General features: G+C 69.4%; 14 protein-coding genes, 2 tRNA genes and 1 riboswitch. Of the genes, 9 read left to right on the top strand and 7 right to left on the bottom strand.

The features are described 5' to 3' along the window. Positions 1 to 3: 3 nt before the first annotated feature. Positions 4 to 2280, top strand: coding sequence for a catalase/peroxidase HPI (katG, locus tag AB0H81_RS16590; protein WP_358375055.1), 2277 nt, complete (start codon positions 4 to 6; stop codon positions 2278 to 2280). A 105-nt stretch (positions 2281 to 2385) separates the two neighbouring features. Here the strand turns inward: katG and AB0H81_RS16585 are convergent, their stop codons facing one another. The 6 genes from AB0H81_RS16585 to AB0H81_RS16560 form a co-directional block, all read right to left on the bottom strand. Further along, positions 2386 to 3297: a hypothetical protein gene (locus tag AB0H81_RS16585; RefSeq protein ID WP_358375052.1), complete on the bottom strand. Its 912-nt coding sequence runs from the start codon at positions 3295 to 3297 to the stop codon at positions 2386 to 2388. A 55-nt stretch (positions 3298 to 3352) separates the two neighbouring features. Beyond that, positions 3353 to 3488, bottom strand: a riboswitch (cyclic di-AMP (ydaO/yuaA leader). Between the two features lie 67 nt (positions 3489 to 3555). Beyond that, positions 3556 to 4635 (bottom strand): galactose-1-phosphate uridylyltransferase, encoded by a 1080-nt coding sequence (galT, locus tag AB0H81_RS16580; protein ID WP_358375049.1) that lies wholly within the window; start codon positions 4633 to 4635, stop codon positions 3556 to 3558. 2 nt (positions 4636 to 4637) lie between these two features. Continuing rightward, entirely contained in the window at positions 4638 to 5411 is a 774-nt protein-coding gene (locus tag AB0H81_RS16575; protein WP_358375047.1) for a DeoR/GlpR family DNA-binding transcription regulator, read from the bottom strand. Positions 5412 to 5663: 252 nt separating this feature from the next. Beyond that, positions 5664 to 6977: a TrpB-like pyridoxal phosphate-dependent enzyme gene (locus AB0H81_RS16570; protein ID WP_358375044.1), complete on the bottom strand. Its 1314-nt coding sequence runs from the start codon at positions 6975 to 6977 to the stop codon at positions 5664 to 5666. A gap of 70 nt (positions 6978 to 7047) precedes the next feature. Then, positions 7048 to 7677: a uridine kinase gene (locus AB0H81_RS16565; RefSeq protein ID WP_358375041.1), complete on the bottom strand. Its 630-nt coding sequence runs from the start codon at positions 7675 to 7677 to the stop codon at positions 7048 to 7050. A 129-nt stretch (positions 7678 to 7806) separates the two neighbouring features. Beyond that, a tRNA-Gly gene (locus tag AB0H81_RS16560) sits at positions 7807 to 7877 on the bottom strand. Between the two features lie 90 nt (positions 7878 to 7967). Here AB0H81_RS16560 and AB0H81_RS16555 point away from each other — a divergent pair. After that, positions 7968 to 8041, top strand: a tRNA-Pro gene (locus AB0H81_RS16555). A gap of 92 nt (positions 8042 to 8133) precedes the next feature. On the opposite strand, the gene AB0H81_RS16550 is transcribed toward AB0H81_RS16555, so the two are convergent. Then, positions 8134 to 8595: an ATP-binding protein gene (locus AB0H81_RS16550; RefSeq protein WP_358375038.1), complete on the bottom strand. Its 462-nt coding sequence runs from the start codon at positions 8593 to 8595 to the stop codon at positions 8134 to 8136. A 246-nt stretch (positions 8596 to 8841) separates the two neighbouring features. Between AB0H81_RS16550 and AB0H81_RS16545 the strand changes: the two genes are divergently transcribed. From AB0H81_RS16545 to AB0H81_RS16515, 7 genes are all read left to right on the top strand, one after another. Then, positions 8842 to 9708 carry a helix-turn-helix transcriptional regulator gene (locus AB0H81_RS16545; RefSeq protein ID WP_358375035.1) on the top strand — a complete coding sequence of 289 codons (867 nt, stop codon included), beginning with the start codon at positions 8842 to 8844 and terminating at the stop codon, positions 9706 to 9708. Between the two features lie 180 nt (positions 9709 to 9888). Next, on the top strand, positions 9889 to 11292 hold the full coding sequence (tig, locus tag AB0H81_RS16540; protein ID WP_358375032.1) for a trigger factor: 1404 nt from the start codon (positions 9889 to 9891) through the stop codon (positions 11290 to 11292). A gap of 276 nt (positions 11293 to 11568) precedes the next feature. Further along, positions 11569 to 13125 (top strand): Na+/H+ antiporter, encoded by a 1557-nt coding sequence (locus AB0H81_RS16535; RefSeq protein ID WP_358375029.1) that lies wholly within the window; start codon positions 11569 to 11571, stop codon positions 13123 to 13125. Positions 13126 to 13236: 111 nt separating this feature from the next. Further along, on the top strand, positions 13237 to 13869 hold the full coding sequence (locus tag AB0H81_RS16530) for an ATP-dependent Clp protease proteolytic subunit (protein WP_175593314.1): 633 nt from the start codon (positions 13237 to 13239) through the stop codon (positions 13867 to 13869). Between the two features lie 11 nt (positions 13870 to 13880). After that, entirely contained in the window at positions 13881 to 14504 is a 624-nt protein-coding gene (locus tag AB0H81_RS16525; protein WP_358375026.1) for an ATP-dependent Clp protease proteolytic subunit, read from the top strand. 174 nt (positions 14505 to 14678) lie between these two features. Further along, positions 14679 to 15962 carry an ATP-dependent Clp protease ATP-binding subunit ClpX gene (gene clpX, locus AB0H81_RS16520; RefSeq protein WP_175593312.1) on the top strand — a complete coding sequence of 428 codons (1284 nt, stop codon included), beginning with the start codon at positions 14679 to 14681 and terminating at the stop codon, positions 15960 to 15962. A gap of 43 nt (positions 15963 to 16005) precedes the next feature. After that, complete coding sequence (locus tag AB0H81_RS16515; protein WP_358375023.1) at positions 16006 to 18624, top strand: valine--tRNA ligase; 2619 nt, start codon at positions 16006 to 16008, stop codon at positions 18622 to 18624. Positions 18625 to 19016: the final 392 nt, after the last annotated feature.

The following is a 19016-nucleotide window of genomic DNA, read 5'->3' as shown; positions in this document are numbered from 1 at the left end:
CAGATGAGCGACACTCAGAACAACGGCCCCGCCAGCGCGCAGGGCGTGGACCAGAAGGCGGCGGGCGGCTGCCCGGTCGCCGATGACTCGGTGACCGCGCATGGCAGCGAGAGCGAGAACCCGGCCATCGACTCGCCGACTCCGAAGACCGGCGTTCGTCCGCGCACGAACCGCGACTGGTGGCCCAACCAGCTCGACCTCTCGGTGTTGCGCGCGCACTCGTCGAAGGGCAACCCGCTGGCGGAGGGCTTCAGCTACGCCAAGGAGTTCGAGAAGCTCGACGTCGAGGCACTCAAGCAGGACATCATCGAGGTGCTCACCACCTCGCAGGACTGGTGGCCGGCCGACTTCGGCCACTACGGCGGACTCATGATCCGGATGAGCTGGCACGCCGCGGGCACCTATCGGATCCACGACGGTCGCGGCGGGGCCGGCGACGGCGCCCAGCGTTTCGCCCCGCTGAACAGCTGGCCCGACAACGCCAACCTCGACAAGGCCCGCCGGCTGCTGTGGCCGGTCAAGCAGAAGTACGGTCAGAAGATCTCGTGGGCCGACCTGCTCGTGCTGGCCGGCAACGTCGCCCTGGAGTCGATGGGTTTCGAGACCTTCGGATTCGGCTTCGGCCGCGAGGACGTCTGGGAGCCGGAGGAGATCTTCTGGGGGCCGGAGGACGCCTGGCTCGGTGACGAGCGCTACGTCACCGACAAGGAGATGGCGCCGAACTTCGGCGCGACCGAGATGGGTCTCATCTACGTCAACCCGGAGGGGCCCCGCGGCAACGCGGACCCGGCCGCGGCGGCGCATTTCATCCGCGAGACCTTCGGACGGATGGCGATGAACGACGAGGAGACCGTCGCTCTCATCGCCGGCGGGCACACGTTCGGCAAGACCCACGGCGCCGGCATCGCGGACGACCATGTGGGGCCGGAGCCCGAGGCCGCGCCGCTGGAGGCGCAGGGGCTGGGCTGGCTGAGCAGATACGGCACCGGCAAGGGCGCTGACACGATCACCAGCGGTCTCGAGGTGACGTGGACCGATCGGCCGACGCAGTGGAGCAGCCGGTTCTTCGAGATCCTCTTCGGCTACGAGTGGGAGCTCACCACGAGCCCCGGCGGCGCCAAGCAGTGGGTCGCGAAGGACGCCGAGGCGATCATCCCGGACGCCCACGACCCGTCGAAGAAGCACAAGCCGACGATGCTCACGACCGACTTGTCGCTGCGCGTCGACCCGACGTACCAGAAGATCTCTCTCCGCTTCATGGAGAACCCCGACGAGTTCGCGTTGGCCTTCGCCAAGGCCTGGTACAAGCTGCTGCACCGCGACATGGGTCCGGTCAGCCGCTTCCTCGGGCCGTGGGTCGCCGAGCCCCAGCTGTGGCAGGACCCGGTGCCGGCCGTCGACCACGAACTCGTGGGTGACGCCGACGTCGCCTCTCTCAAGGCGAAGGTCCTGGAGTCCGGCCTCACGACCGCTCAGCTGGTCTCCACCGCCTGGGCCTCCGCCGCGAGCTTCCGGTCCACCGACAAGCGCGGCGGCGCCAACGGCGCCCGGATCCGTCTCGAGCCGCAGCGCGGCTGGGAGGTCAACCAGCCCGAGCAGCTCGCGCCGGTCCTGGACACGCTCGAGAGCATCCAGCGCGAGTTCAACGAGGCCGGCGGCGCGAAGATCTCGCTCGCCGACCTGATCGTGCTGGCCGGCTCGGCCGCCGTCGAGAAGGCGGCGGGCGAGGCCGGCGTGGCGGTGACGGTGCCGTTCCGCCCGGGCCGCACCGACGCCACTCAGGAGCAGACCGACGTCGAGTCCTTCCGGGTGCTCGAGCCGCGGGCCGACGGGTTCCGCAACTACCTGCGTTCCGGCGAGAAGACCCAGCCGGAGGTGCTGCTCGTCGATCGTGCCTACATGCTCAACCTGACCCCGCCGGAGATGACCGTCCTGATCGGCGGCCTGCGTTCCCTCGGGGCCAACGTCGGCGGCACCAAGCACGGCGTCCTCACCGACCGGCCCGGCGTGCTGACCAACGACTTCTTCACCAACCTGCTCTCGCCGGGCACCCGGTGGAAGGCGTCGGACTCCGAGGAGCACGTGTACGAGATCCGTGACGTGGCCACCGATGAGGTGAAGTGGACCGCTACCGCGGTCGACCTCATCTTCGGCTCCAACTCCCAGCTGCGAGCCCTCGCGGAGGTCTACGCCAGCCAGGACGCCCGCGAGAAGTTCGTGACCGACTTCGTCGCGGCCTGGACCAAGGTCATGGAACTCGACCGGTTCGACCTCGCCTGACCCTTCTCCACCCGACGAGCGCCGAGCCCGGCCGATCACGATGGATCGGCCGGGCTCGTCCGCCATGGGTCCGGTCACCGGCGGCCGCGGGTACGGCCGGGTGGTTCAGTTCATCGAGATGTGCACGTGGTCGAAGTGGTTCTCGGTGATGCTGCCGCGGTCCGACATGGCCCTCCAGCCGGAGCCCATGTTGATGCGCTGCTGCCAGATCACGTACTTCACCCCGAGCTTGGCCCTGTTCTCCAGCGCCCAGGCGGCGACGCGGTCGCCGAGGGCCTTGTTGGCCGCGCTGGGCATGGTGCCGCCCGTGCTCATCATGAAGTCGCACGCCCGGCCCAGCGGGTGCTCGCCGCTCGCCCCCGAGCGGAAGCAGCCGACGGTGAACGGCAGGGAGAAGTTCTTCTCGATCAGCTCGCGCATCGCCCGGGTGCGGGGCGTGATGTTGTCGGACCCCGAGGGCAGCTGGGGCGCCCAGGTGCCGTCGGAGCGGCGGCCGGTGCTGACCGGGACGAGGTCCTTGAGCTTCTTCTCGATGGCGTCGATGACGTCCTGGGCCTCGTCGCGCCGCTTGGCCACGTCCGCCGTCTCGGTGCGGATGCGGGCGGCCAGCGCGGTGGCCTCCTCGGCCGCCTTCCTCTTCTCGTCGCGGGCCTTGGCGACGTTCCGCACGACCGCCTGCTGCTCGGCGATCATCTGCTCCACGACGGCCGCGCCGGTGGCGTTGCCGGGGAACGCGAAGCCGAGCACGGCCGGGTCGCCGCTCTGGTAGCGCATCTGGGCGATCTGGGCGACCCGGGTCTCCGCCGAGGTGACCGCCTGCTCGGCGGCGGACAGCCGCTTGCCGGCCGTCTCGGCGGCCTGCTGGGCCTCGGCCAGCTCGACCCGCTTGAGGTTGTAGCTCTCGATGAGCTTGTCGACCTTGTCGTTCAGTTCCTTCAGCTCGGCGCGCAGCTCGGCCTCGCTGGGCTTGGGGGCCGCGGTCGCGGTGGCCGCGCCGAAGGCGACGGTGGCGATCACGAGGCCGATGACGAAATTGATGGCAAAGCGCGTGGGGGACGCGGGCGCCACTGAGGATTCCTCTCCCTCTGCCGACCGGGTTAGCTGACGGGTTCGGGATGGGAGGTCCCTACCACGGACGTGGATTCACCCCAGGTACGGTGGGTCCCCGGCTTCCGGGCGACGCGCCCGGGATTAGGCGTGTCCCGGCCGCGACGACCGGGACAAAAGGGATGCTAGTGGTAAAAACGCAGTAATGCGACTCCAAGCGGAGATCAATCAGTGATCTACCTGTGATCGGAGCAGGCGCGCCGCCTCCTCGGGCAGCACGTCGTTGACGAACGCGCCCATCGCCGACTCCGACCCCGCCAGGTACTTCAGCTTGCCCGGCGCCCGCCGGATGCTGAACAGCTCCAGATGCAGGTACCCCAGCTCGCGCTCCTGCCGTACCGGAGCCTGGTGCCAGGCCGAGACGTACGGCATGGCGACGCCGAACATCCCGTCGAGCGCCCGCAGAACCGAGGTGTAGAGCGGCGCGAAGGCGGCGCGCTCCTCCTGTGTCAGCGCGGCGAGGTCCGGGACCTGCCGGTGCGGGTAGACGTGCACCTCGTACGGCCAGCGCGCCGCGGCCGGCACGAACGCCGTCCACAGCTCGTTGGCGGCCACCACCCGCGTCCCGGCGGCGCGCTCGGCCGCCAGCACGTCCGCGAACAGGTTGCCTCCGTGCCGGGCCGCGTGCCGCGCGGCGGCGCCGAGCTGGAGCCGCGTGCGGGGCGTGACGTACGGGTAGGCGTAGATCTGGCCGTGCGGGTGGGTCAGCGTGATGCCGATCTCCTCGCCGCGGTTCTCGAAGCAGAAGACCTGCTCCACGCCGTCGATCGCGGACAGCTCCGCCGTGCGGTCGGCCCAGGCCTCCATCACCAGCTCGACCTGCGCGTCGGACAGCCGGGAGAACGACGAGGAGTGCTCCGAGGTGAAGCACACCACCTCACACCTCCCCACGCCCGGACGAACCTCGCTCAGACCCCCCACATCCCGATATGTCCCGAGATTCATGGAGAACGAGGGGAAGCGGTTCTCGAAGACCACCACGTCGTAGTCGTGCGCCGGGATCTCCGAGGCTCGCGTGTCCGAGGACGGGCACAGCGGGCACTCGTCCGCCGGCGGCATGAACGTGCGCGTCTGCCGGTGCCCCGCGACCGCGATCCACTCCTCGGTCAGCGGGTCGTAACGCAGCTCGGACGCCACCGGACGCGGATCGAGCGGCCGGCGGTCGATCGCGCTCCGGTCGGCGTCGTCCCTCCGGTCGAAGTAGATCAGCTCCCGGCCGTCGGCCAGTTGGGTGATGGTGCGCTTCACGGCTACCCCTCAGCGATGATCAGTTGCCCGGCCCGTTCGGCCAGTTCGTTACGTGCGTCCTCGGGCAGCCCCGCGTCGGTGATGACGACGTCGGCCTCGGCCAGCTCGGCGATCGTGCTGATGCCGACCGTGTTCCACTTCGTGTGGTCGGCGGGGACCACCAGCCGGTGCGCCGCGGCCACCAGCTCCCTGTCGGTCTCCGCCTCCAGCAGGTTCGGCGTGGTGAACCCCGCCCGCACGCTCATGCCGTGCACCCCGAGGAACAGCGTGTCCACGTGCAGCCTGCGGATCGCGGCCACCGCGACCGGCCCCACCAGCGCGTCGGACGGGGTGCGCACGCCCCCGGTGAGCACGACCGTGCGGTCGGGACGCGGGGTGCGGTGGAAGACGTCGGCCACGGGCACCGAGTTCGTGATGACCGTCAGCTCCGGCACGCCCGTCAGATGGTGGGCCAGCGCCCACGTCGTGGTGCCCGCCGACAGCGCCACCGCGGTGCCCGGCCGTACGAGCTCGGCCGCGGCGCGCGCGATGGCCTCCTTCTCCTGCTGCTGGCGGGCCGACTTGGCGGTGAAGCCAGGCTCCTCCGTGGAGCCCTGGTCGAGGGCCGTCGCGCCGCCGTGGACCTTGGCCAGCAGGCCGCGCTCGGCGAGGACCTCCAGGTCGCGGCGGATCGTCATGTCGGAGACGCCGAGCTCGCGCACGAGGTCGGCCACCCGGACGCCGCCGCTGCTGCGCACGCGCTCCAGGATCGTCTGCTGCCGCTGCTGTGCGAGCACGCCCGCTCCTTCCAACAGATTCCACCAAATTATGACATGGCGGTGTTGGGGAATGTTGACCAGCCTCACTCTTGTGCCGCGAGCGGCGCCGGGAGACGTTGGAGACGCACGCGCACACCGCCCCGGCACGAGGAGGCCCGCATGGCCAAGCGCGCACGCAAGAGCAAGGGACGCAAGAAGAAGAAGGCCAACCACGGCAAGCGCCCCACGGCACGCTGACGCCCGCCCGGCTGGTGGGCCGCACGGGCCCCGTCAGCCGGGAAGGCGGGCCAGCGCCTCGTCGATGCGCTCCTGCGGCAACGCGAAGTCCTCCATCGCCCCCGCCAGATAACGGTCGTAGGCGGCGAGGTCGAAATGGCCGTGACCGCACAGCGCCGTGAGGATCACCTTCGCCTGGCCGCTCTCCTTGCAGCGCAGCGCCTCGGCGATGGTCTCCGCCAGCGCGTGCGTCGGCTCGGGCGCGGGGACGATCCCCTCGGTACGGGCGAAGCGGACACCGGCTTCGAAGCACTCGATCTGCGACTTGCTGACCGCCTCGAACATGCCCAGCTCGTACATGTGAGACAGCAGCGGCGACATGCCGTGATAGCGCAGGCCGCCCGCGTGGATCGGGTCCGGCACGAAGTCGTGGCCCAGCGTGTGCATCTTGAGCAGCGGGGTGAACCCGGCGGTGTCGCCGAAGTCGTAGGCGTACACGCCGCGCGTGAACGACGGGCAGGCGGCCGGTTCGACGGCCCGGATCACCGGGTCGATGCGGCCGGCCAGCTTCTCCCGCAGGAACGGGAACACCAGCCCCGCGAAGTTGGAGCCGCCGCCGGTGCAGCCGATGATCACGTCGGGCGTCTCGCCGTCGAGCTGCCGCAGCGCCTCCTCCCCGATCACCGTCTGGTGCAGCAGCACGTGGTTGAGCACCGAGCCGAGCGCGTACCTGACGTCCTCGCCCGAACCGGCCACCTCGACCGCCTCGCTGATCGCGATGCCCAGGCTGCCGGTCGAGCCGGGCGCGTCGGCCAGTACCCTCGCCCCCGCCTTGGTGACGGTCGACGGGCTGGGGTGCACCGTCGCGCCGTACACCCGCATGAGCGAGCGGCGGTACGGCTTCTGGTCGTAGGAGGCCCGCACCATCCAGACCTCGCACTCCAGCCCGAACTGCGCGCACGCGAACGCCAACGCGCTGCCCCACTGGCCGGCGCCGGTCTCGGTGGTCAGCTTCCGCACGCCCTCGCGGGCGTTGTAGTACGCCTGCGGCACGGCGGTGTTCGGCTTGTGCGACCCGGCGGGGGAGCCGCCCTCGTACTTGTAGTAGATCCGGGCCGGGGTGCCGAGCGACTTCTCCAGCCGGCGCGCCCGCAGCAGCGGTGTCGGCCGCCACAGCCGGTAGACGTCCAGCACCTCCTGGGGGACGGCGACGAACCGCTCGCCGCTCACCTCCTGGCCGATCAGCTCCATCGGGAACAGCGGCGCGAGATCGCCGGGACCCACGGGCCGCCGGGTCGCCGGATGCAGCGGCGGCGGAGGCGGCGCGGGCAGGTCCGGCACGATGTTGTACCAGTGGCTCGGGATCACCCCTCCAGTCTGCGCCGGTGCGGCCCGTCGTACCAGGCCACGCGCCGTGCCGGTCCCGGTGTGTCCCTCCTCAGCCGGGGTCCTCGATCGCGGGCCGTCCGGGGCGGTCCGCCCGGACGACGACGTCGGCGCTCTCCCGGGGCCGCGCCTCGCGCTCGTAGCGCGCGTAGGCGGGCAGCCGCCACCGCTCGTCCTCGCCGATGCCGCGCGCCAGCGCCGCCTCCGACAACCACAGATGGACGCTCAGCTCGGCCGGCAGCCCCCGCCCCAGCAGCAGCGTCCCGTCGAGCAGCAGCACCCCGCCCTCGGGCAGGCTCTCGTACGGCAGGCGGTACGCACGGTCGGCCCGGCTGTCCCACAGCGCCGGCAGCACCTTGCCCGTGCCGCCCGGCTCCAGCGGCCCCAGCACCTCCCGGACCAGCGCCCCGATGTCGAGCCAGTCGTCGTAGAACACGTCGGGATCGGTCCTGCCGTACTCGAGCCGCAGCGACGCGGGCCGCAGGAAGTCGCCGGCGGACACCCGCACCACCGCCCGGCCGCGCACCCTGAGCGGCGCGACGAGCGCGTCGGCCAGCCGTCCCGGCTCGCTCGGCGGGGCCCCGTCGAGCAGCACCCGCACCCGGCGCCCGCGCGGGAGGCCGTCGATCCGCTCGGCCAGCTCCTCCGCCAGCGCCTCCGGCGAGATCGGTCGCACACGCATCGCCCCGAGCCTACGCGCCCCCGCCCCGCGCCGATCAAACGTTCGGAAAGATCGTCCCGCTGTCGCGAGGCGCGGAGAAAGCGGAAGGCCAGGCCCCGGATGCCCGGTGACCTGGCCTTTCGCGCTGAGAGCGGACGACGGGAATCGAACCCGCGTAGCTAGTTTGGAAGACTAGGGCTCTACCATTGAGCTACGTCCGCACGAACCGGTCGTGGTCTGGTCTAGACTTCAACCGGTCGTCAGGGCGTAAGCGTACCGGAGTCCCGGAGCGTGTGCGTACCCGGCGCGAACGGGGCGTGGCGCAGCTTGGTAGCGCGCTTGCTTTGGGAGCAAGAAGTCGCAGGTTCAAATCCTGTCGCCCCGACTTTGCCGCGTACGAGGCAACCCCCGAGGGGCCCATGGCCCCCTCTTGAGGGGGCGACCCCGAAGCTTTCAGGGGTGAGCAGACCCCGCGATTCAGGAGTCGGCGCGAAACAGCGCCCAGACGGCCTTGCCGCCCCGCGCCAGCGGGTCCCAGCCCCAGCACTGGCTGTAGGTCTCCACGATGTAGAGCCCCCGCCCGTTCTCCGAGACGAAGTCGGGCTCCTTGGGCGTCGGCACCTCGTCGCTCGGGTCCGCCACAGCCAGCAGCACGTGCGGCGCCACCCTCATCAGCAACAGCTGGATGCCCTGCGGCGCGCTGGAGTACATCGCGTACCTGACCGCGTTCGTCACCAGCTCCGACACCACCAGCGCCGCGTCGTCGCTCAGCTCGGACAGCCCCCAGTTCCGCAGCGTCGAACGGGTGACGTCGCGCGCGGTCTTCACCGAGTCGGCCTGGAAGGGGAGGGGACACGAGGTCGTGTACGGCTTGCCGGCCGTCAGCAGGCTGTCGAAGCCCACCTCGCGGGTTATCTGCAGGCAATCGGCAGTGGCCAAGGAATCCTCCACCATCCCGCCGATACCTCCCGCAGCCCTCGATTTGGTGCATGTCTGGCCAAAATGCACTAGACCATCATGGGTTACGGATCCGGGAACCTGCAAGACCCAAATGCACGTGCATGTGCAATGTGCAACAGCATGAGCGGTTACTGGTAGGGGTATCCGAATCGGACACCAGGTTGGGACCTTGTCATACCCGTCGATGTGGTGTCACTGTGTGTGCGGACCTTGATAGGAGGCAGAGTGACGCAGAACCAGCCGGGTTCCGGCCCTACGGCGCTGCGCATTCTCCTGGGCTCCCAACTACGCCGGCTCAGGGAGGCGAAGGGCGTGACCCGCGAAGAGGCGGGTCATCTGATCAGGGGTTCCGAGTCCAAGATCAGCCGCATGGAGCTGGGCCGCGTCGGGTTCAAGGAACGCGACGTCGCCGACCTGCTCACCCTGTACGGCGTGACGGACGCCGAGGCCCGCGCCGCCGTCCTCGACCTGGTGACCAAGGCGAACGAGCCCGGCTGGTGGCACCGCTTCAACGACGTCCTGCCCACCTGGTTCCAGGCGTACGTCGGCCTTGAGGAGGCCGCCGAGCGGATCAGGACGTACGAGGTGCAGTTCGTGCCCGGCCTGCTGCAGACCAAGGAGTACGCCCGGGCGGTCGTCACCGCCGGAGCGGCCGGCGTCGGCCCCGACGAGATCGCCCGCCGCGTCGACCTGCGGCTCGAACGCCAGCGCATCCTCGACCGGCCCGACGGCCCGGTCTTCTGGGCGGTCATCGACGAGGCGGCGCTGCGGCGCCCCATCGGCGGCGCCGAGGTGATGCGCGCCCAGCTGGAGCACCTGGCCGACCTGATGCGCCAGCCCAACATCACGATCCAGATCATGCCGTTCAGCTTCGGCGGTCACAGCGCCGAGGGCGGCGCGTTCAGCATCCTGCGCTTCCCCGACCGCGAGCTGCCGGACGTCGTGTACGTCGAGCAGCTCGCCAGCGCCCTCTACCTCGACAAACGCGAGGACGTCGACCGCTACACCGAGGTGATGGAGCGGCTGTGCGCGGTCAGCACCACACCCGACGAGACGGCCGACTTGCTGCGGACCATCGCCGAGGAGTTCTGAGGCCTGTTCCGGGGCCCGTCACGTCGCTGTCGGGTGCGCACCTGCCCTAGACTGGCCATCGGCGCTCGTATCCCGCCGAGGCGGAGCATGCCTCAGCGCCGCTCATGTGGGCGCGGCGCGTGAGCCGTACCGAATGGACGCGCCCGCGATCACTCGAAGCTTGATCAAGGAGACCACCCCGTGAAGACCGCTGTCGAGGAGCTCAGCCCGACTCGGGTGAAGCTCACTGTCGAGGTGCCGTTCGACGAGCTGCGCCCCAGCCTGGATGCGGCGTACAAGAAGGTCGCGCAGCAGGTGCGGGTCCCCGGGTTCCGTCCCGGCAAGGTCCCCGCTCGCATCATCGAGCAGCGCTTCGGCCGCGCGGTCGTGCTGGAGGAGACCCTCAACGACGCGGTGCCCAAGCTGTACGGCCAGGCCGTCGACGAGGTCGACGTGTTCCCGGTCAGCCAGCCCGACATCGAGGTCACGAAGATCGAGGACGGTGAGCAGATCGAGTTCACCGCCGAGGTCGACATCCGGCCCAACTTCGACGTCCCCGACTACAAGGGCGTCGAGGTGACCGTCGACTCCGCCGAGGTCAGCGACGCCGACGTCGACGCCCAGCTCGACGCGCTGCGCCAGCGCTTCGCCACGCTGACCGGCGTCGAGCGCCCGGCCACCGGGGGCGACTTCGTCGTCATGGACCTGCGGGCCGAGATCGACGGCAAGAACATCGAGGAGCAGCAGGCCAGCGAGGTCTCCTACGAGGTCGGCGCCGGCTCGGTGCTCCAGGGCCTCGACGACGCGCTCGAGGGCATGTCCGCGGGCGAGGAGAAGACCTTCCGCACCGAGCTCGTCGGCGGTGAGAACGCCGGCGAGGAGGCCGACGTCATCATCAACGTCAAGTCGGTCAAGGAGAAGGTCCTGCCCGAGCTCGACGACGAGTTCGCGCAGCTCGCCAGCGAGTTCGACACGCTGGAGGAGCTCAAGCAGAGCATCCGCGAGCAGTCCCGCCGCAACAAGCTGATCGACCAGGTCGTCCAGGCCCGCGACAAGGCCCTCGACGCGCTGCTGGAGCAGATCGACATCCCGATCCCCGACAGCGCCCTCAAGGCCGAGGTCGACGCCCGCAAGCACAACCTCGAGCACCAGGTCGCCGAGAGCGGTCTGAGCCGTGACGCGTTCTTCCGTCTCTACCAGACGAGCGAGGACGAGCGCTTCACCGAGTTCGAGACCAACTCCCGCAAGGCGATCAAGGTCGGCTTCGTCCTCGACAAGATCGTCAAGGCCGAGGAGCTGGGCGTCTCCGAGCAGGAGCTGACCAACTTCGTCGTCCGCCGCGCCATGGAGATGGGCGTCCAGCCCAACCAGCTCGCCCAGCACCTCGCCGACAACGACCAGCTCACGCTGGCCATGGTCGAGATCGTCCGCGACAAGGCCAAGGCCGTGATCGGTGACGCCGCCAAGGTCGTCGACAGCGACGGCAACGAGGTCGACCTCAAGGCCATCTACACCGAGATCAACGGTGAGCCGGTCGTCGAGGAGGACGCCGAGGGCGAGAGCGCCGAGGCCGCCGACGAGACCGAGGACAAGCCGCAGGCCTGACGCCGTCCGGCGCGCGTCCGAGGAGCGACGCCGCACGGTCCCGGCATGCCGGAGGCCGTACGGCTCCTGGCCGCGTCTGAGGCCGCGCGGTTCCGGCCGTGGCAGCACGCGCGCGGAGAGCTCGCAGCCGCCACACCGAGGGCACGTCAGCGCACGCTGAGGCCCGCGGCGGCACGCTGCACACTCGCATACGCGATGAAGCCCCCAAATCCTGTGATTTGGGGGCTTCGTCGTTTTATTGGGCAAAAAAGGCTTTTCTTGGGCAGAACAGGGCCCATGGGAGAGCACCCGTTCATCGCGATCCTGGCCTTCGGCGTCGCGCTGCTCGTTCCCGGCGTGCTGTCCAAACGCCTGAACGTGCCGGGACCGATCCTGCTCGTGCCGTTCGGCGCCCTGGTGGGCCTCCTGCCCGCCATGCGGGGACTGCACGTGCAGCCCGAGGTGGTCCTCAACGTCTTCCTGCCGCCGCTGATCTACCGGGCGGCGTTCCTGACCGCCCCCCGCGAGAGCCGCCAGGACGCCGTCCCCATCACCGTCCTCGCCGTCGGCCTCACCACCGCCACGGCCCTGTGCGTCATGGCCGCCGCCGGGCTGGCCGTCCCCGGCCTTCCGTGGGCCGCCGCGCTCGCCCTGGGGGCCGCCATCGCCCCCACCGACCCCGTCGCCGCCACCTCGGTGCTGCAGCGCATCGGCGCCCCCCGACGCCTCGTCACCATCCTGGAGGGCGAGAGCCTGCTCAACGACGGCGTCGCCCTCACCCTGTTCGGCCTGGCGCTGTCCGGGCTCTCCGGCTCCGTCACGGTCACCGACGGCGTCGTCGAGCTGCTGCGCGTCGTCTGCGGCGGCATCCTGTACGGGCTGGCGGTCGCCTGGGTCATCGGCAAGGTGCGCCGCGTCTTCCACGACCCCGGAAGCCAGATCACGCTGTCGCTGCTGACCCCGTTCATCGCGTACCTGCCGGCCGAGCAGCTCCACGTGTCCGGCGTGCTCGCCACCATCGTCACCGGCTTCACGCTCGGCATCAGCCCCCAGGGCGTGCTCCAGCCCGCCTCCCGGCTCTCCGGCCAGGTGTTCTGGCGGGTGCTGTCCCATCTGCTGGAGTCGACCCTGTTCGTGCTGCTCGGCGTGCAGGTCATGGACGTGTTCCACGAGGTACGCGACCGGCCCTGGACCCAGCTCGTCCTGACCGCCGTGGTCGTCGTGGCCGTTGTGATCGTGCTGCGCCTCGCCTGGACGACGCTGGTCCTGGCTCTCGTACGGGTGGGGCGGCCGATCGAACGGCGCCAGCGCGTGGCCCTCGGCTGGGCCGGGATGCGCGGGGCCATCACGCTGGCCATCGCCCTGTCCATCCCGCTGGACGCCCCCAACCGGGCCCTGCTGATCTTCCTGGCGGCCTGCGTGGTCCTGGTGACCCTCGGCGGGCAGGCCACGACGCTCGCCCCGCTGCTGCGCCGGCTCGGCGTCGGAGAGCCCGAGGAGGAGGTCCAGGAGGACGCCACGGCCCGCGAGGCGATCCTGGAGGCCGCCCTGGCGCGCCTGGACGAGCTCGCTTCCGAGGGCCGCGTGGACGACCGTACGGCCGAGGTGTTCCGGCAACTGTTCGAACTCCGCCTCGACCGGGTCAGGGAGATCCTCGGCGAGACGGACGGCGGCGAGGGGGAGGAGGTGGCCCCCGAGTCGCGCCACACGGAGCTGCGAAGGGAGCTCATCCGGGCCCAGCGCGATAAATTGCAGCACCTTTACCGCAAGGGCGTGATCGGCGCCGACATCATGCGCAAGCTCGACCATGAGCTGGACGTCGAGGAGCGCCGCAGGGTCTCCGGAGGGCCCTGACCCAACCTGCGCCGTCAGCGAACAGTCCATGGACCGGGCATGAGCTGTGGGCGCCGCGCGTTAAGGTCACAAGCAAAGCCAATCGATTACGACGCATCGGAAGGTGACGCTGTGACCAGCCCGCCGACCTTCTATCAGCCTGAGTCGCGAGGCCGTGAGAACGGCTCGTCCTTCCGGCTTGAGGACCAGCTTTACCAGCGCCTGCTGCGCGAGCGCATCATCGTGCTCGGCCAGGAGGTCAACGACGAGATCGCCAACCGGATCTGCGCCGAGCTGCTCCTGCTCGCCGCGGACGATCCCACCCGCGACATCACGCTGTACATCAACTCGCCGGGCGGCTCGGTCAGCGCCGGCATGGCGATCTACGACATGATGGAGTACGTGCCGAACGACGTCTCCACCGTCGTCATGGGCATGGCGGCCTCGATGGGCCAGTTCCTGCTCACCGCCGGCACCAAGGGCAAGCGCTACGCCCTTCCGCACGCCCGCGTCATGATGCACCAGCCGTCCGGCGGCATCGGCGGCACCGCCGCCGACATCGCCATCCAGGCCGAGCAGATGCTGTACGTGAAGAAGACGCTGGCCGAGCGGATCGCCTTCCACACCGGTCAGCCGCTGGAGCAGATCGAGTCCGACTCCGACCGCGACCGCTGGTTCACGGCCGACGAGGCCAAGGACTACGGCTTCATCGACCACGTCGTGCGCAGCGCCCGGCAAGTGCCCTCGCAGGGCCCGGTTTCCTAGGGGGAGCTGAAGTGAACATCGAAAGCCGCTACGTCCTCCCCTCGTTCGTCGAGCGCACGTCCTACGGCGTGAAGGAGATGAACCCCTACAACAAGCTCTTCGAGGACCGCATCATCTTCCTCGGGGTGCAGATCGACGACGCGTCGGCCAACGACGTGATGGCCCAGCTGCTGACGCTGGAGTCGCTCGACCCCGACCGTGACATCAGCATCTACATCAACTCGCCCGGCGGCTCCTTCACGGCCATGACGGCGATCTACGACACGATGCAGTTCGTCCGGCCGGAGATCCAGACCGTCTGCCTCGGCCAGGCCGCCTCCGCGGCGGCCGTGCTGCTGGCCGGCGGCACCCCGGGCAAGCGCTTCGCGCTGCCCAACGCCCGGGTCCTGATCCACCAGCCCTCCACCGAGGGCGGCGGCCAGGGAAGCGACATCGAGATCCAGGCCAGGGAGATCCTTCGCATGCGATCCCTCCTCGAGGAGATCGTGGCGAGGCACTCCGGAAAGTCTCCTGCCGACGTCCGTAAGGACATCGAACGCGACAAAATTCTCAACGCGGACGAGGCAAAGGCGTATGGTCTGATCGACGACATCATCCCGTCACGGAAGAAGCGAGCTCAGGCGGTTGCTTCCTGACGAGATGTGACGCACCGGGGCGCTGCCCAAGAGGGCACGTTCCGGTGCGACTCGCCGCCAGGGGGCTCACTGAGGGCCCAGAAGACGGTAACGTCGAAACCTGAGCGGTTCGGACCGGGTCCGGAGGACACGGATCGCGGAAGCAGGGCGGTCCCACGCAAAGGAGTATCTGGGGTGGCACGCATCGGCGACGGGGGAGACCTGCTGAAGTGCTCTTTCTGCGGGAAGAGCCAGAAGCAAGTCAAGAAGCTCATTGCCGGTCCAGGCGTCTACATCTGCGATGAGTGCATCGATCTCTGCAACGAGATCATCGAGGAGGAGCTCTCCGAGTCCTCCGAGCTCAAGTGGGACAACCTGCCCAAGCCGAGGGAGATCTACGAGTTCCTCGACGCCTACGTCATCGGTCAGGACAAGGCGAAGAAGGCGCTCTCGGTGGCGGTCTACAACCACTACAAGCGGGTGCAGTCCGGTGACCGGGGCAGAGACGACGGCCTGGAGCTGGCCAAGAGCAACATCCTGCTCCTCGGGCCCACGGGCTCCGGCAAGACGTTGCTCGCGCAGACGCTGGCCAAGATGCTCAACGTGCCGTTCGCCATCGCCGACGCCACCGCGCTGACGGAGGCCGGCTACGTGGGCGAGGACGTCGAGAACATCCTGCTCAAGCTCATCCAGGCCGCCGACTACGACGTCAAGAAGGCCGAGACCGGCATCATCTACATCGACGAGGTCGACAAGATCGCCCGCAAGAGCGAGAACCCGTCGATCACGCGCGACGTCTCCGGCGAAGGCGTCCAGCAGGCGCTGCTGAAGATCCTGGAAGGCACCACCGCCTCGGTGCCGCCGCAGGGCGGCCGCAAGCACCCGCACCAGGAGTTCATCCAGATCGACACCACCAACGTCCTGTTCATCTGCGGCGGGGCGTTCGCGGGCCTGGAAAAGATCATCGAGTCGCGGGTCGGCAAGAAGGGCATCGGCTTCAACGCCGTCATCCGCTCCAAGGAGGAGATCGACACCGTCGACATCTTCTCCGACGTCATGCCGGAGGACCTCCTCAAGTTCGGCATGATCCCCGAGTTCGTCGGCCGTCTGCCGGTGATCACCTCGGTGCACAACCTCGACCGCGAGGCGCTCGTGCAGATCCTCACCGAGCCCCGCAACGCGCTCGTCAAGCAGTACCGCAAGCTGCTGGAGCTCGACGGCGTGGAGCTCGAGTTCACCGACGACGCGCTGGAGGCCATCGCCGACCAGGCGATCCTGCGCGGCACCGGCGCCCGCGGCCTGCGCGCCATCCTGGAGGAGGTGCTCCAGTCCGTGATGTACGAGGTGCCCTCCCGCAAGGACGTGGCCCGCGTCGTCATCACCCGCGAGTCGGTGCTGGAGCACGCCATCCCCACGCTCGTACCTCGCGACCAGCTCGCCGCCAAGCAGCAGCGCGCGCCGCGCGAGAAGTCGGCCTGAGCCATCGGGCCACCGGCCCGAGCTCTCGCCCCGCGTACGCCCCATGGTGGACAACCATGGGGCGTCTCCCTTTTCCGCCTCCCTAGAATGGGGCACTGTGACAACGCCAGAGCTGCCTACCCAGTACACCCCGGCCGACGTCGAGACCCGCAGCTACGAGCGGTGGGTATCCGAAGGCTACTTCCACGCCGACGCCGGCAGCTCGCGCGCGCCGTTCAGCATCGTCCTCCCGCCGCCCAACGTGACGGGGGTGCTGCACATCGGTCACGCCCTCGACCACTCCATCCAGGACACGCTCACCCGCCGCGCCCGCATGCAGGGCCGCGAGACGCTGTGGCTGCCCGGCATGGACCACGCCGGCATCGCCACCCAGAACGTCGTGGAGCGCGAGCTGGCCAAGCAGGGCCTGTCCCGCCACGACCTCGGACGCGAGGCGTTCGTGGAGCGCGTCTGGGAGTGGAAGGAGGAGTCCGGCGGCCGGATCCTCGGCCAGATGCGCAAGCTCGGCGACGGCGTCGACTGGGAGCGCGAGCGCTTCACCATGGACGAGGGGCTGTCACGGGCGGTCCACAGCATCTTCAAGCGGCTCTTCGACGACGGCCTCATCTACCGCGCCGAGCGCATCATCAACTGGTGCCCGCGCTGCCTGACCGCGCTGTCCGACATCGAGGTCGAGCACAGCGAGGACGAGGGCGAGCTCGTCTCCATCCGCTACTCCGACGAGATCGTGGTCGCCACCACCCGGGCCGAGACGATGCTCGGCGACACCGCGGTGGCCGTCCACCCCTCCGACGAGCGCTACACGCACCTCATCGGCACGATGGTGGAGGTGCCGCTGACCGGCCGGATGATCCCGGTCGTCGCCGACGAGCACGTCGACCCCGCGTTCGGCACCGGCGCGGTCAAGGTCACCCCGGCCCACGACCCCAACGACTTCGAGATCGGCCGCCGCCACTCCCTGCCGTCGCTGACGGTCATGGACGAGCGGGGCGTCATCACGGCCCACGGGCCGTTCCAGGGGCTCGACCGGTTCGAGGCGCGCCCCGCGGTCGTCGCCGCGCTGCGCGCCGAGGGGCGGATCGTCGCGGAGAAGCGGCCGTACGTCCACTCGGTCGGCCACTGCTCGCGCTGCAAGACCGTGGTCGAGCCGCGGCTGTCGCTGCAGTGGTTCGTCAACGTCGCGCCGCTGGCCAAGGCCGCGGGTGACGCCGTGCGCGACGGACGCACCCGCATCCACCCGCCGGAGCTGGCCAAGCGCTACTTCGACTGGGTCGACGACATGCACGACTGGTGCATCTCTCGCCAGCTGTGGTGGGGCCACCGCATCCCGGTCTGGTACGGCCCGGACGGCGAGGTCGTGTGCGTGGGCCCGGACGAGGCTCCGCCCGAGGGCTACACCCAGGACGCCGACGTGCTCGACACGTGGTTCTCCTCGGGCCTGTGGCCGTTCTCCACGCTCGGCTGGCCCGACGCGACGCCCGCGCTGGCCCGCTTCTACCCGACGTCGGTGCTGGTGACGGGCTACGACATCCTGTTCTTCTGGGTGGCCCGGATGATGATGTTCGGGTTGTACGCGATGGACGGCGAGCCGCCGTTCCGCGTCGTGGCCCTGCACGGCATGGTCCGCGACCAGTACGGCAAGAAGATGTCGAAGTCGTTCGGCAACGTCGTCGACCCGCTCGACTGGATCGAGCGCTTCGGCGCCGACGCCACCCGCTTCACGCTGCTGCGCGGCGCCAACCCCGGTGCCGACGTCGCGGTCAGCGAGGAGTGGGCGGCCGGCTCGCGCAACTTCTGCAACAAGATCTGGAACGCCACCCGGTTCGCGCTCATGAACGGGGCGACCACCGGGTCCCTCGACGGGCTCGACCTCACCCCGGCCGACCGATGGATCCTGTCGCGCCTTCAGAGCGTCATCTCCTCGGCCGACGCGGCCTTCGAGGAGTTCGAGTTCGCCAAGGCGTCCGACCTGCTCTACCACTTCGCGTGGGACGAGGTCTGCGACTGGTACCTGGAGCTGGCCAAGATCCAGCTCGGTGAGGGGCTGGAGCACACCCGACTCGTGCTCGGGCACGTCTTCGACGCCCTGCTGCGGTTGCTGCATCCGCTGGTGCCGTTCGTCACCGAGGAGCTGTGGCGGGCCGTCACGGGCGGCGAGTCCGTCGTGGTGGCGCCCTGGCCGGTGGTGGAGTCCACCTACGTCGCTCCCGAGGCCGAGAAGGAGATCGGGGCGCTGCAGGAGCTCGTGACCGAGGTCCGCAGGTTCCGCTCCGACCAGGGGCTGAAGCCGGGGCAGAAGGTCGCGGCGCGCCTCGGGCTGGCCGGCACGGCTCTGGCCGGGCAGGAGGTGGCGATCCGCTCCCTGCTGCGGCTGACGGAGCCGGACGACGGATTCTCCGCCACCGCGCGCCTCGCCGTGGGCGAGGTGATGGTCGAGATCGACACGGCCGGGGCCATCGACGTGGCCGCCGAGCGCAAGCGGCTGGAGAAGGACCTGGCCGCCGCCCGCAAGGAGGCCGCGCAGGTGGCGGCCAAGCTGGGCAACGAGCAGTTCATGGCCAAGGCGCCCGAGGACGTGGTGGCCAAGGTCAGGGGGCGCGCCGAGCAGGCCCAGGCCGACATCGCACGTCTTGAGGCACAACTCGCCGGCTTGGGTGTTTGAGACCTCCCGACTGGGGGAAGGCTCTCTTCTTACCGAAGTTGGGTCTTGGGACCCCGCGCGGGCTGGTAGAGTTTTCCGCGCGGGGCCGGTTGGCCCTGATCTCCCTCTGACTGCTCCGAGCTTCAGGCTGCGTTCACCTCAGTTTGGACAAAGGCTGAATGTTCGGGTAAGTTAGGGGAGTTGCCCCAAAGCGGGGTAGGTCCGGAATCTACCGGATCGGGCGGTTTGACAAAACCACTCGAATCTGATAGACTACCGACAGACGGAATGTGCGCCTCTCGCAGGACCGGGGAGTACGCGTCCGTTTCTTGAGAACTCAACAGTGTGTTAAAAGCCAGTGCATGAATACATGCATGACCCCGTCGCATCGGCTCAGGTCGATGGACGGATTC

Origin of the sequence: Nonomuraea sp. NPDC050691 (assembly GCF_040654455.1) — a bacterium.
GTDB lineage: Bacteria > Actinomycetota > Actinomycetes > Streptosporangiales > Streptosporangiaceae > Nonomuraea.
This window is presented reverse-complemented; position numbering and strand designations above follow the sequence as displayed.